This window comes from Metallosphaera javensis (ex Hofmann et al. 2022) (assembly GCF_022064045.1).
GTDB classification, from domain to species: domain Archaea; phylum Thermoproteota; class Thermoprotei_A; order Sulfolobales; family Sulfolobaceae; genus Metallosphaera; species Metallosphaera javensis.
Genome location: NZ_JAKNCW010000001.1, coordinates 136,560 through 148,873, shown reverse-complemented (window position 1 = coordinate 148,873; position 12,314 = coordinate 136,560). Strand labels below are relative to the sequence as shown.

Annotated in this window: 15 protein-coding genes and 4 tRNA genes; 9 read left to right on the top strand and 10 right to left on the bottom strand. The window is 44.2% G+C overall.

Annotation, left to right across the window (positions count from 1 at the left end; translation table 11 throughout):
- Window positions 1–7: 7 nt before the first annotated feature.
- From L3N51_RS00985 to L3N51_RS00975, 3 genes are read right to left on the bottom strand one after another with little or no spacing between them, the layout of a single operon-like run.
- Window positions 8–445: a PIN domain-containing protein gene (locus L3N51_RS00985; protein ID WP_238024744.1), complete on the bottom strand. Its 438-nt coding sequence runs from the start codon at window positions 443–445 to the stop codon at window positions 8–10.
- Complete coding sequence (locus tag L3N51_RS00980) at window positions 409–1,656, bottom strand: translation initiation factor IF-2 subunit gamma (RefSeq protein WP_238024743.1); 1,248 nt, start codon at window positions 1,654–1,656, stop codon at window positions 409–411. The genes L3N51_RS00985 and L3N51_RS00980 overlap by 37 nt, the downstream gene beginning before the upstream one ends.
- A gap of 4 nt (window positions 1,657–1,660) precedes the next feature.
- Window positions 1,661–2,299, bottom strand: a complete 639-nt coding sequence (locus L3N51_RS00975; protein ID WP_238024742.1) for a 30S ribosomal protein S6e — start codon at window positions 2,297–2,299, stop codon at window positions 1,661–1,663.
- Between the two features lie 68 nt (window positions 2,300–2,367).
- Between L3N51_RS00975 and L3N51_RS00970 the strand changes: the two genes are divergently transcribed.
- Window positions 2,368–2,760 (top strand): CbiX/SirB N-terminal domain-containing protein, encoded by a 393-nt coding sequence (locus tag L3N51_RS00970; RefSeq protein ID WP_238024741.1) that lies wholly within the window; start codon window positions 2,368–2,370, stop codon window positions 2,758–2,760.
- Window positions 2,738–3,184, top strand: a complete 447-nt coding sequence (gene rnhA, locus L3N51_RS00965; protein WP_238024740.1) for a ribonuclease HI — start codon at window positions 2,738–2,740, stop codon at window positions 3,182–3,184. The genes L3N51_RS00970 and rnhA overlap by 23 nt, the downstream gene beginning before the upstream one ends.
- 7 nt (window positions 3,185–3,191) lie before the next feature.
- Here the strand turns inward: rnhA and L3N51_RS00960 are convergent, their stop codons facing one another.
- The 4 genes from L3N51_RS00960 to pcn are packed head-to-tail and all read right to left on the bottom strand — an operon-like array spanning window position 3,192 to window position 6,383.
- A complete protein-coding gene (locus L3N51_RS00960) occupies window positions 3,192–3,650 on the bottom strand; it encodes a 30S ribosomal protein S15 (protein WP_238024739.1) in 459 nt (152 codons plus the stop codon).
- Window positions 3,651–3,667: 17 nt separating this feature from the next.
- Window positions 3,668–4,663 (bottom strand): methionine synthase, encoded by a 996-nt coding sequence (locus L3N51_RS00955; protein ID WP_238024738.1) that lies wholly within the window; start codon window positions 4,661–4,663, stop codon window positions 3,668–3,670.
- Window positions 4,660–5,622: a hypothetical protein gene (locus tag L3N51_RS00950; protein ID WP_238024737.1), complete on the bottom strand. Its 963-nt coding sequence runs from the start codon at window positions 5,620–5,622 to the stop codon at window positions 4,660–4,662. Before L3N51_RS00950 ends, L3N51_RS00955 begins: the two co-directional genes overlap by 4 nt.
- Window positions 5,619–6,383, bottom strand: coding sequence for a proliferating cell nuclear antigen (pcna) (gene pcn / locus L3N51_RS00945; RefSeq protein WP_238024736.1), 765 nt, complete (start codon window positions 6,381–6,383; stop codon window positions 5,619–5,621). The genes L3N51_RS00950 and pcn overlap by 4 nt, the downstream gene beginning before the upstream one ends.
- A gap of 123 nt (window positions 6,384–6,506) precedes the next feature.
- On the opposite strand from pcn, the gene L3N51_RS00940 reads away from it, so the two are divergent.
- From L3N51_RS00940 to L3N51_RS00915, 6 genes are all read left to right on the top strand, one after another.
- Window positions 6,507–6,595: transfer RNA gene (locus tag L3N51_RS00940), tRNA-Tyr, on the top strand.
- A 98-nt stretch (window positions 6,596–6,693) separates the two neighbouring features.
- Window positions 6,694–6,921 carry an LSM domain-containing protein gene (locus L3N51_RS00935; protein ID WP_238024735.1) on the top strand — a complete coding sequence of 76 codons (228 nt, stop codon included), beginning with the start codon at window positions 6,694–6,696 and terminating at the stop codon, window positions 6,919–6,921.
- Window positions 6,922–6,930: 9 nt separating this feature from the next.
- Window positions 6,931–7,116, top strand: coding sequence for a 50S ribosomal protein L37e (locus L3N51_RS00930; RefSeq protein WP_238024734.1), 186 nt, complete (start codon window positions 6,931–6,933; stop codon window positions 7,114–7,116).
- Complete coding sequence (locus L3N51_RS00925; protein ID WP_238024733.1) at window positions 7,116–8,027, top strand: methyltransferase domain-containing protein; 912 nt, start codon at window positions 7,116–7,118, stop codon at window positions 8,025–8,027. Before L3N51_RS00930 ends, L3N51_RS00925 begins: the two co-directional genes overlap by 1 nt.
- Window positions 8,028–8,058: 31 nt before the next feature.
- Window positions 8,059–8,167, top strand: a tRNA-Ser gene (locus tag L3N51_RS00920).
- Between the two features lie 44 nt (window positions 8,168–8,211).
- Window positions 8,212–8,311 (top strand) — tRNA-Leu (locus tag L3N51_RS00915).
- 91 nt (window positions 8,312–8,402) lie between these two features.
- Here the strand turns inward: L3N51_RS00915 and L3N51_RS00910 are convergent.
- Both L3N51_RS00910 and L3N51_RS00905 read right to left on the bottom strand, forming a co-directional pair.
- Window positions 8,403–8,477, bottom strand: a tRNA-Val gene (locus tag L3N51_RS00910).
- Window positions 8,478–8,547: 70 nt separating this feature from the next.
- Window positions 8,548–10,476 (bottom strand): beta-CASP ribonuclease aCPSF1, encoded by a 1,929-nt coding sequence (locus L3N51_RS00905; protein WP_238024732.1) that lies wholly within the window; start codon window positions 10,474–10,476, stop codon window positions 8,548–8,550.
- 73 nt (window positions 10,477–10,549) lie between these two features.
- On the opposite strand from L3N51_RS00905, the gene L3N51_RS00900 reads away from it, so the two are divergent.
- Window positions 10,550–11,605 carry an NAD(P)-dependent glycerol-1-phosphate dehydrogenase gene (locus tag L3N51_RS00900; RefSeq protein ID WP_238024731.1) on the top strand — a complete coding sequence of 352 codons (1,056 nt, stop codon included), beginning with the start codon at window positions 10,550–10,552 and terminating at the stop codon, window positions 11,603–11,605.
- Here L3N51_RS00900 and L3N51_RS00895 read toward each other — a convergent pair.
- Window positions 11,595–12,293 carry a peptidylprolyl isomerase gene (locus L3N51_RS00895; protein WP_238024730.1) on the bottom strand — a complete coding sequence of 233 codons (699 nt, stop codon included), beginning with the start codon at window positions 12,291–12,293 and terminating at the stop codon, window positions 11,595–11,597. The genes L3N51_RS00900 and L3N51_RS00895 overlap by 11 nt on opposite strands.
- Between the last annotated feature and the right edge of the window lie 21 nt (window positions 12,294–12,314).

The following is a 12,314-nucleotide window of genomic DNA, read 5'->3' as shown; positions in this document are numbered from 1 at the left end:
ATCGGGGCTAAATAGTGTGAAAGGATTTTATAATTTTACCCCACCTTCCCATGAAAATTATTTCAACATTGTGTTTTAGCGCCTGCCTTCTTAATTCCTCGTCATTTGTAAACAGGATAAGTTCTAGATCCCTTGCAGTGGCAATTAACGCCTCGTCTGTAGGAAGATCTGAATGCAGGTCTATCAACTTCCACCAGTCCCTGTAGACCTCTAGATATTTCTTAGCCAATGAGACCCTAGACTGAATCTTTGAAGAATTTTTATATTTTCCCTTCAATGTTTCCAGTTCCTGAAGAACTAATTTATGAATATAGAATAGAGGTTTATATTCAAAATATTCCACTACCCTATTAAATGGATCTACCTTGTCATAAACATACATAAGAACGTTAGTATCTACTAAAACCCCTACAGAACCACCTGTCCCCATCCTACCAATCTCCATCTTCCGCCAATCTGTCTGCTTATCACAAGTCTAGCCTTCTTGTCCCATACTGCAAGGGGTCTCTTGAGCTCCATCTCTATTTCATCCGATTTGGCCCTGGTAACCACCCCAAGACTGGTAGCAGAACCCAGCGTTATGAGAAGCGTTTCTTTTGGTCTGATTGGGTCTACCTTTGTCATGTCCTTACTTCCCACAACTCTCTCCAGGAGATTATAGGTGGTGGTTATCTTCCAAAGAACTGGAATGTCCACATTGGCGCCAGTTACTATACTTCCTATCAGACTATCAGCCTTAGTTACCGATGGATCGAGGTAAGTACCCATGGCCACTAGACCTCCTGGACGTGCCTCCTGAAATTCCAAGTCTCCAAAGCGCAGAGAAGAGACCCTAGTGTAAATCGGTTTATACGTAACTTTCCCCTTTTCCTCTAATCTGATTCCTGGAAGTATCTTGATCTCCTGTTCAACCTTAAACATTCCCTGAATTATACTCCCTCCAACTACCCCTCCCTTTAACTCACTGGATGGAGTACCAGGTTTATTAACATCAAAGCTTCTTATAACTAACATTATTGGATCAAGGTTTGGATCCCTTTTTGGTGTTGGAATTCTCCTTTCCAGCGCCTCAATTAGAGCATCTATATTTATTTTATGAAGTGCACTAACTGGTATTATCTCTGCCTCACTGGCCCAGGTATCCTTAATGAATTCCTTGATCTGGTTAAACTGAGCAAGTGCTGCGTCCTTAGATACCACATCCACTTTATTCTGCACTATCACGAGTTTGTTTATCCCTGCTATTCCCAATGCCACGAAGTGCTCCCTGGTTTGAGGCTGAGGAAAGGGTTCATTTGCAGCAACAACTAGGATCGCTCCGTCGAGTATTGCGGTACCGGAGAGCATAGTAGCCATCAATACTTCGTGCCCTGGAGCATCAACGAATGAGACTCGTCTCAAGAATTCCGGTTCCTCATCACTACCACACGAATTGCACGACGGTTCATTAACGTACGCATCAGGTTTCCTACAGGATTTACAGAGACCAAAGGACGCTTCCGCATACCCTAGTCTTATGGTCATTCCTCTTTTCAGTTCTTCAGAATGTTTAGATGTCCAGACTCCAGTTAGGGCCTGAACTAGGGTAGTTTTACCGTGATCTACGTGCCCAACAACACCTATGTTAACTTCTGGCTGTACTACTGGCCAGGGCAAAAAATCACCTTACAATTATACAGTTAATCTGAACATTCTCGGGACTGATTACGTTTCCCCTTACTACCTTCCTTCTTCTCTCTCCGTCCTCGGATGGTATAAATCCTGGTGGACCTGCTAAAAGTATTCTACGCTTTGCAGCTCCCTGAACATCGGGTCTCATGGGGAAACCTGTATTATCTGAACCTCCTGTTATTGCTAGCTTAAGTGCTATCCCGCCTACGGATAGGGTGAAATTATCACCTATCTTAGATCCCACCAGATTTACCTGACCTTGATCCACATTTAATTGGAAAGACTTAGTTCTATATGCAGTAGCCTCGAATTCCTCCGCTCCAAATTTCTCAGCAAGCGCCTTACTGGCGTGAATCTCGCCCTCAGGCACCTCTGTTGAGTCTCTAGCAATGAAATGAACCTTTACCTTGACCTTCTTATCCCCCTCTTGTTTCTGTATCTCAACCGTGATGAACTGATCTGCGCCCAGTTTCTCCCTTGTCTTTGGATTAACAAGACATACAGGCAAAGTCCTTCCATCCTTTTCTCCTTCCTCCGACTGCACGTTATCCACTAGCCTGACCTTTACCTTGGTTGGAACAACCTTCTTTGACGCAGGATCAGATATAACAATCTTGAAGTCAGCCAATTCGTCTTTCCCCTTTTCACAAAGGTATAATGACACGAGTATATAAACTCAGGGTTATGATTATTGATATGAAAATAGGAATCCTACTTGTACTTCACGGAAGCAGAGTAAATGAGTGGAAAGACGTTGCAGTAAATTATAAGGATCTTCTCAGGAACTACTTTGAATTAGTTGAATTTGGATTTATAGAATTTAACCAGCCCACTCTGAGAGAGAGTGTAGAGTCGCTGGTTAGAATGGGAGCTACTGAGATAGTAGCAGTTCCGCTTTTATTTGCAGCAGGAGCACATTTCTACAGGGATATTCCAAGGCTAATCGGCATAGACGAGAACGGAAGAGTTACAGTTGATGGAAACAGCGTGAAGGTAATCATAGCTAGACCCATAGGTATTGATAAAAGGGTTGCAGAGGTACTGAAGGAGAGGGTAGAGCAAGCCCTTGAAAGTCCTAGGCAAGTTTGATGGTCTATGTGAGCCTAAAAACCCTGGAGGAATAGCCACATTTGGATATGTGATCTACATTGACGGGAACGTGTTAGAGGGTATGGGACTTGCATCAGAACCATGGAGCCCTGACTCCACCAATAACGTTGCTGAATACACTGGTTTGATATGTCTTTTATCGAAAATGTTGAGTCTTGGGGTAACCGAAGCTAGGATAGAGGGAGATAGCCAGCTGGTGATCAGGCAGCTTAAGGGAGAATATTCGGTAAAGTCCAAGAGAATCATACCACTTTTCAACAAGGCTAAGGAACTTCTTTCTAAGTTCTCTTCTGTGGAGATCGTGTGGATACCAAGAGAAGAGAACAAGGATGCTGATAAAATGACCAGAATAGCGCTGGAAAAGGCGCTAAGGGGAGAATTAAAGAAAATAGGATGCGACTGAAACTGCGTTATGAGGACGCACTCACTAACAGTTCCGCCTTTGCCGGATCGTATGTCCAGTCCTGAGGCAATTTTTCCGTTTTCTTGTAGTACCTGGATAGTCTTCTTATCTTAGACTCTATTTCCTCGAGACCTTTCTTCGCGGTTTTATCCCCAGGATACTCATTAAGATGTCTCCTTACGTTCACTGCTCTCCTGATAAGGTTAAAGAGGTCCTCTGGTATCTGAGAAGCCAATCCCTTTTCCCTCAGGAACTGATTGACCTTCTTTCCAATAATGGGCTTTGCAAGAGGTATTCCATATTGATCCCTGAGTACAATTCCGATCATAGACGGAGTATAGCCCTTTTTCGCCAGCTCTTCTATGAGCATCTCCACTTCCTCTCTTGAGAACCTGACCCATTTAGGGGACCCGGTTCTTACTGGTCTGGTTGAATGGGAACTGCCGTTGGCTCTCCTCTTGTTCAAACGTAATCACCACTTGGTTATTTTCCTACTGTACCGCTCTTTTTAAGTTCTTCCCTCACCATCTGAACTCCTTTCACCATTGACATCATCTTGGAGAAGGCAATGTTTCTCGGAAGCAGTTTCAGTCCACAATCTGGATTTATCCATATCTTTTCCATTGGGAAGTACTCCATGAGTCTCTTGATATCCTTGTATACCTCTTCCGGAGATTCAACGTTCCTGTTGTGAACATCTATAACACCCGCACCTATTTCCTTGTCATACCCATGTTCCTTAAACAATTTGAGAGGCTTGTAGTTATATATCTTCAATGCAAAATTTATCTGATCTACTTTGAAATCATTTAGATATGGCGCAACAATCTTGTAATCTCCATAACATATGTGCAACATCAGCTTGGCATTTATTCCCTTAACCGATTCATTAACCGCCTCAACTGCCCACTCCACCTCCTCAGCGCTGGAGTGAATAGCGGGTTCATCAACCTGGATCACTGATGCTCCCGCCTCCACTAGATTCCTGATCTCAGCGTTTATAGCCTTGGCTAGATCAAAGGCCATCTCTCTCCTATCCTTATAATACTCGTTATAGGACCAGAAGGCCATTGTATACGGACCTGTTATTGTTACCTTGAAATAGGGGGTGTATGTTATACTCTTTGTAAATTGGACTTCGTCCACAAGCATTGGTTTGTTATACTCTATCTTTGAGACCACTGAGGGCTTCCTGTAATATGCTGTTCCCCAAACTCTCACTGGTCCATAAAACCTGAAACCCTTGAGTCTCTCAGCAAAGAACTCAACCATTTCATCCCTTTTCACCTCACCGTCCGTGGGAACATCAATGCCGGCCACTTGATGATCTCTCATGACGGTAATAGCTGCGTCGTTAAACGCCTCTTGCAGGTCCTCCTGTGACATTCTACCGTTCTTAGCCAAGGAAATGGCTTCCCTTAACCATTTAGGCCTGGGATAACTTCCTATAACTGTTGTTGGAAGGGGTGGAAGATTCATGATTTGTCACCCAGCTTCTTGAGAAGTTTCAATTTTCTTACAGCGATCATCTCGGGTATAAAATCCATTGGTGCTGCGTTCCCTACTATTACCTGTGAAGCGCCCTTCTGATAACCCTTGTTAATGATTCTCCTGATGGTGGATATCTTCTCCAGCTTAGTGTTTCTAGTGTTAAGCACTCCAAAGAACACCCTTCTCTTGGCAATCCTAGCGTAAACCTGAGCTAGTAAATTAATGTTTTCAATCACATCTAATCCATGGACTTCAACTGGAAGCTTAAAGAAGGTCTCCAACTTTGAAGGATTCACCCTGAAATAGGTTATGAGGTGTTTTTCGTTGTTCACTCCCTTCACCATCTCCGAATAAGCCTCTTCAAGTTTAGATATTAACGAGGTCTTGATCCCCTTCTCAAAGAAAGAGGGTTCATGGATCTCTATGACCAATTCGCTGGATATGGCCTTCATCACGGAGTTTACTTCCTTTGCGTAAGCAAAGACCAATTCCTCATCGTCGTAATGTCTGTTATCGCTGAGGAGGGCGTATGTTAAAGGACCCACAATGACGGCCTTTAGTTTACCCGTGTAACCTACCTTCTTGGCAATCTCCATATCTTCCTGGAGGGTCTTAATGTACTCATCAGGTTGGGCCTTTATCTCTCCCTTGATAACAGGTTTCCTATAATAGAAATTATTATCATAAAATCTCATTAATTCACCTTTGGTAGGGCCAGATATATAGGAGAATGTCACATCCATCAGGTCGTCCCATCTCAGGAGTCCATCAGTAGTGTAACTCGCGCCCACATCCTTGGCCAAGGACATGAAGCCACTTGTTCTCTTGGCTATCTCCTTATCTAGAACTGTCTTATCTATCTTTCCTGACCTGTATCTTGAAAAAACTTTTCCGAGCGATATTGCCCTAGGATAACTTCCAACTATACTTATTGTAAATTTTATCACCCCATATTGGGAGCTAGCAGGTACACTACATTACCGCCATTATCCATATTAAATTCTAACTGTAGTGGTTTCTGTTCCGAATAAAGGAGAGTAAGGAAGCCTGACAACCTAGTTAGTACCAGGACATCCTCAAGGTAATCTGCTGAATAACTGGATGTAGAGGGTCTCTTAACCTCTATCTCCTGCAATCCTCCCATCTCCTTTGTGAACTCAACCTCAACCTCGGTTGACCCCTTAGATCTGAGCTTTATTTCCATCTCTGTAGCATCTATCTCCACCGAATCGCTAACCGTTGAGATTTCCGAAATGGCTTTCTTAAATCCTGAAGATGTGATCTTCGCCTTAACGTCAAAGTCTAGTTTTAGCTCTGGTAGCTCTTGGACTGGCACGTCTATGTTCCTGATGGTGAATTCTCTGGGTGGCTCGCCCAACATCCTTATGTTTATCTCGGATTCCTCTCTGGATTCCATTTCCAGCCTTTCCTTTCTCCTAGCACTGGCCATGACCTTCAGCATGTATTGGGTATTAAACCCAAATCTGAATTCATCCTCGACATCAAATTCCTCAAAGGCTTCCTTGGGGAAGTGCAACTTGATCAGCGAAATGTGAGCTCTATCCACAGCAATAACATCTAATCCTGAGGAGGTAAAAGTGAAGGTAACCTCATCAATTAGCTTAGAAAGCGCCTCTATAACAGTTTTAAAATCCATTGCGTTGGCATAGGCAATTCTCATGCTCTCATAATGAAATTCCTGTTCCACACTTTAAGTTATGCCTCTCCACTTTCATCGAGAAAGTGTTGTTGGCAAAGTTCTGATATTACAGTTCTCCTTGCCGATAATGTAGCGGAAAACTTTTATGGGCAAAGGAACAGTGAATCTTGTCCCACCGTAGCTCAGCCCGGTTCAGAGCGCCCGGCTGTAGATAAAGGGCAGTTACCGGGTGGTCCGGGGTTCAAGTCCCCGCGGTGGGACTGTTCTGTTTCCATTGCGACATGATAACTTTACGTTACAAAGAGCCACTCAATTTATAAACGAGACTGAGTCCTACTCATAATAGGTGTTTCACTTCATGGCCGAAACAGCACACAAACTACTCGCAGAGTCCGTTGGTAGCCTAGTGCTAGTTAAATTAAAGGGAAATAAGGAAGTGAGGGGGCTTCTAAAGAGTTACGATCAGCATATGAATCTAGTTCTATCAGATTCCGAGGAGATTCAGAGCGATGGTGGAGGAAAGAAGATGGGAACCATAGTCATTAGAGGAGACAATGTTATTCTAATTTCCCCAATTCAACAGTAGGTGGGATGAATGAAGGGAACTCCATCATTCGGAAAGATGAATAAGGGAGGCAGTCACATTAGATGCAGAAGATGCGGTAGAAATTCGTATAACCCTACCAAACACAAATGTGCAGCATGCGGGTTCGGAAGGTCAAAGAGAATAACAAGGTATAGCTGGAAAACTAAAAAGGTCAATGGGGTCAGGTTAAAGTAATGGATTTCGGTTGGAGCTGGCATATAGAGTGGCAGTCCTCCTATGAGTTCCACGGCCATCATATTGACCAAGTTCTGGAAGACGTAACTACCCAGTTTCAGAGAGTAATGGTAGCCCGTTTAACTAGGTTCGGCAAATCACTCATTATAGATGGCAAGGTTCAATCCACCGTATCTGACGAATACATATATCATGAAACTCTAGTTCATCCTCTTCTCCTTTCCTTGGACAGACCCAAAAACGTGTTGATACTGGGCGGCGGAGAGGGTGCCACTTTACGGGAAGCCCTCAAGCATGAGTCTGTAAGCAGGGCAGTAATGGTGGATATAGATCAAGCTGTCATAGACTTTGCAAGGAAGCATTTAGCTGAATGGCATATGGGCTCCTTTGATGATCCCAGGACAACGCTGGTTATTGATGATGCTCTAAAGTATGTGGAAAGGACACAGGAGAAGTTCGATGCTGTGATTCTAGATTTAACGGATCCCATTATGGGCAACTCGTCATATAAGCTGTATACTAGGGAATTTTACGAAAAGTTATCTAGACTGGTTAGCACTGACGGAGGTATAGTAACTCAGGCTACTTCTCCATCCTTCAGCTTAGATACGTTCTCTGTGATATATAACACGCTTAGGTCTGTATTTAGAAAGGTTTCAGCATCAATAACCTATGTTCCATCATTTGATGGGTTATGGGGATTTGTATATGCATCAAATAGGGTGACGCCAAACGAGCTATCCCCCACCACTGTAAACACCCTAATAGGCCAAAGAATAAGGGGAAGACTGAGATATTATGATGGCGAAACTCACTCGATGCTTTTCAGTATTCCCAAGAATGTTAGGGACAAGTTATCATCAGAGAGTAGAATTTCCACAGAGTCTAGTCCCATCACTGTCCCTGCTTGATTTTTTAAGTTGAAAATCGTAGATTGATTATGCCGGGGTGCCCGAGCGGACCAAGGGGGTAGGCTCGAGACCTTTCCAGCGTTAGAGCGTGCGACCTACTGTCTCACCGAGACACGCGGGTTCAAATCCCGCCCCCGGCGCATTAACCGTGATTTTTTAAATCGGATAGATGTTAGATAAATGTGCGGGGGTGCCCGAGCTAGGTCAAAGGGGGTAGGCTCAGGACCATAAGGTGAGACCCCTACTGGAGTAGTCCTGCGCGGGTTCAAATCCCGCCCCCCGCATACTTCTAAATTCTATGAATATTGCGAGATTGAGTCTCAATTGCTAGGATCAAGCCTAGTTAACACAACTCAACCAGATGGGACGTGGACATGGGCCCGCTGGGATTTGAACCCAGGACCTCCGCTGTGTCAGAGCGGCATCCTAACCAGGCTAGACGACGGGCCCTCATGAACTAGAGCCTTGCACACTTAAAAAATTTAGGCTTCTCCACTTACGCATTCTAAACCAGGCTCTGTCAGGAAGCCTTGTCTAACCTTATGCTGTCCAGAATTGCTGGCGAGTAGATATTTGCTGACCTTAATCCCAGCCTCTCCCTTTCCCTGTAGTTTTCGATATGCCTCCTGAACTCTCTAATGGCTGAGGCCTCTCCGTGATTTAATATTACGTTCCTGGGTTTGGGCGTTAGATCTTCGAGGAATTTTAGAAGTTGCCTCCTATCCGAATGACCTGAAAATCCGTCTATGGGGGTAGTCTCTAGATTCACCTTAATGTTGTCTATTCTCCCGTCCCTTCCTATGATCTGTATTTCCCTTGCTCCGTCCCTAACTTTCCTGCCAAGCGTTCCCTCGGCTTGATAACTCACGAATATTAAACTGTTCTTTGGATCTGGAGCTAACTGCTTAAAGAACTCTACCGCAGGTCCACCGTTTAACATCCCAGAAGTTGCAAGGATTATGCTGGGTTCACCCTCAGCAATGTCTTCCCTATATCCCTCTATTCTCTTAAAGAAGTCTGAGGTAAATGGGTTCTCGTCCCTGAACAATATGGAATCCCTTACTTCCTTACCTAGCCACTCTGGATACGCAGTATGTATCGCCGTAACCTCGTCGAATAGTCCAGTAACATAAACCGGTACTTCCGGTATGAGTTTTCTCTTCATAGCGTCATTTATCACCAGCATAATCTCCTGTCCTCTTCCCACAGCCAAAACTGGGATGAGAACCTTACCACCCCTGTTTAGGGTCCTGTTTATCACATCAATTAACTGCTTCTCCGACTCTTCCCTATTGGTCTGGGTTTGTGCACCGTAAGTGGTCTCCATTATTAACGTGTCAACTCTAGGGAACTCAGAAACTGCCCTGTCCAATAACCTAGTCCTAGCATATTTGAAATCTCCAGTATACACAAGGTTGTGTACTCCATCCCCTATGTGAAGATGGGCCATCGCAGAACCAATGATGTGGCCGGCATTATAGAAGGTGAGCCTAATATCAGGGGCAATATCCGTGACTTCCTCATAGTCAAGGGTTATCGTGTGCAGTAACTCCTTTCTAACTTCCTTGGCTGAATAGGGTAATGGCCTTCCTTCCTTGTCTGCCACATCCAGTAGATCCAGTTGCATTAACGCCATTATATCCCTAGTGGGCTGTGTTGTGTAGACAGGTCCGTCATAACCATACTTGAAAAGGAATGGAATCATTCCGCTGTGATCTAGGTGAGCGTGAGTTAGCACCACTGCGTCTAGGTCCTCAAGTCTCAACTGGTCAATATCCAGTTTTGGAAACATTCTTTCTCCGAAATTCACGCTCGGGTTGACTCCTACGTCCATTAATACCCTGCTCTCTGGAGTCTCCACTAGAACTGCGGATCTTCCAACCTCTTGAAAGGCCCCCAGCGCTGTTACCCTGACATACCTATCCTTAAACAGTAACTCCCTGTGTATTCTCTCCCCAAAGGTTTTGAGCATCTTTGCCCTGTACTCAGTTTCGTTGTAAATGTGGGTGAGTACACCCTCCACGGTTCTAGACTTAATTGGAGGTTCCCTGATTATCACCGGCCTCCAGTAGGTATCCATGAAGATTTTCTGTTGGATCAATCCCCTCTTCCCTATCACCAGTCCAGGCTTCTTTGCCTTAATGAGGACCTCCCCAAGTTCATCGTCAAATTTTATATCAGAAATTTGGGCCTCCGCCGGTACGAAGTTCTTTATTATCTCTATGGTCTCCTTCTTATCCTTTCTTACACTACTATCAGCCTTGATCACGATCCTTTTCTTTATTTCCTTCACTATCTTCTTCACCAGTTCCATTTTATCGCTCAGAACTGATGGATTCTTGACATATACTGCAATTTCAGGACCTTCGAATTCGATCCTTGTAATTTGGGCTTCTTTTGGAATTCCATTGTATATGGACGATATTATTCCTAACCTAAAATTGGACACTTATCTCACCAAAAACAAAGAAATCTAACAGGCATAGGTAACTCTTTATTATATTTAAATCTTCTTTCATAGTATGGAGATTCATGAGCATATCATTGAGCTCCCTAAGAAGGTCTATGTGGGCAACGGAATACTGTCGAAGCTCAGAGATTATCTCTTTCAATTGAGCGTATCCGAACCAGTCCTCGTGGTTACTGGTCCCAATGTCAGGAAAATTGTAATTGACGAGATCGCGAAGGGACTCAACGAATTGGGTATGATAGAATTCGTGGAGGTCATGGATTCTTCCGTTGATGAGGTGAACAGGGTAGAGGAGAAGGCCAAGGAACTAAACCCTAGGTTTGTCCTGGGAATAGGAGGCGGAAAGACTATAGATGTGGCCAAGTACGTCGCGTACAAACTAAACGTAAATTTCATCAGTATTCCCACCGCTCCCTCTCACGACGGGATTACCTCCCCCTTTGCATCAATAAAGGGACTTGGTAAGCCTGTGTCAGTTAAGGCGAAGATGCCCTATGCTATCATTGCTGATATAAACGTGCTCAGTTCTGCACCTAGAAGACTCATAAATGCTGGAATAGGAGACACCATAGGAAAGCTGGTGGCTGTTAGAGACTGGAAACTTGCGTCTAAACTCACTGGAGAATATTATGGAGATTATACGGCGTCTCTGGCTCTACTTTCCGCAAAACATGCTCTTAGTTGTACCAAGATAATCCATAGGGACCTGAAATACAGTGTCAGCCTGTTAACCGAGGCTCTAATTAGTAGCGGAGTGGCCATGGGTATGGCCGGAAGTACAAGGCCAGCAAGCGGGTCTGAACATCTGTTCGCCCATGCTGTGGATCTTCTTCAACCAAATGCGGCACTTCACGGTGAGCTGGTGGGAATAGGTTCCATCATAATGGCTTATATTCACGGAATAAACTGGAGGGAAATAAGAAATGCCCTAGACAGAATAGGAGCACCCACCACTGCCAAGCAGCTTGGAATTCCAAACGATGTAGTCATAAAGGCCCTCACCATAGCTCACACCATAAGACCTGAAAGATACACAATACTGGGCGACAGGGGATTAACCTGGTCGTCAGCAGAAAAAGTTGCACGGGATACGGGAGTTATTGAGTAATAAAAGCCTTGGTGTAGGATTCCTGATATACCACAACTACGTCATCCAGCACATACTTAATTATATCCCTGGCCAGAAGTAGCTTCCTGGTTTGAAGATCTTCTAGCAGAAATATCTTTTCTGGTATGATAATCTTCAGGGTTTTCTGATCCTCCAAAAGTTCTGGTGCGGGCATCTCTACACCTCCAAACCACCTTTTGATTAAAGCCTGTATCTTCTCCTTCACATCGGTCACTTGTTTTACCACCTTTACCTTATATACTAGGGTCTTTCCGGCTAGGGGATGATTGAGATCAATGTAAACTCTTCCTCCGCTCACGCTCTTTATTGTCCCCACTGAACCATCAGAAAATCTTACAGGCATTCCAGGATAGGGAGTTATTCCCTGCTTCCTAACCTCGCCTAGGGACATGACCTTAACCTTAGAGGGGTCTCTTTGACCGTAGGCGTTCTCTGGCGGTATTTCGATTTCTCTCTCTTCATTGAGCTCAAAATTGTATAGACTGTCTTCGAGTCCTTTAATTAGCCTATGTTCCCCAAGGATAACAAGTTGTGGTTCATACTTCTTGTCCTCGCTATAAATGTTGGCCTTCTTGGCCTCTTCCTCTATGGTAGTATCCACAACCTCACCTGTATTTTTAACTTTACCTGTGTAATCTATGTAAATAAAGTCCTTCTCTTTGAACATGATAACCAAAGCTCATAAGGC

Coding starts and splice junctions, on each gene's coding strand:
- L3N51_RS00970 (WP_238024741.1), top strand. CDS start 2,368: ATGAAAATAGGAATCCTACTTGTACTTCACGGAAGCAGAGTAAATGAG.
- L3N51_RS00895 (WP_238024730.1), bottom strand. CDS start 12,293: ATGTTCAAAGAGAAGGACTTTATTTACATAGATTACACAGGTAAAGTT.
- L3N51_RS00900 (WP_238024731.1), top strand. CDS start 10,550: ATGGAGATTCATGAGCATATCATTGAGCTCCCTAAGAAGGTCTATGTG.
- L3N51_RS00985 (WP_238024744.1), bottom strand. CDS start 445: ATGGAGATTGGTAGGATGGGGACAGGTGGTTCTGTAGGGGTTTTAGTA.
- L3N51_RS00935 (WP_238024735.1), top strand. CDS start 6,694: ATGGCCGAAACAGCACACAAACTACTCGCAGAGTCCGTTGGTAGCCTA.
- L3N51_RS00925 (WP_238024733.1), top strand. CDS start 7,116: ATGGATTTCGGTTGGAGCTGGCATATAGAGTGGCAGTCCTCCTATGAG.
- L3N51_RS00955 (WP_238024738.1), bottom strand. CDS start 4,663: ATGAATCTTCCACCCCTTCCAACAACAGTTATAGGAAGTTATCCCAGG.
- L3N51_RS00930 (WP_238024734.1), top strand. CDS start 6,931: ATGAAGGGAACTCCATCATTCGGAAAGATGAATAAGGGAGGCAGTCAC.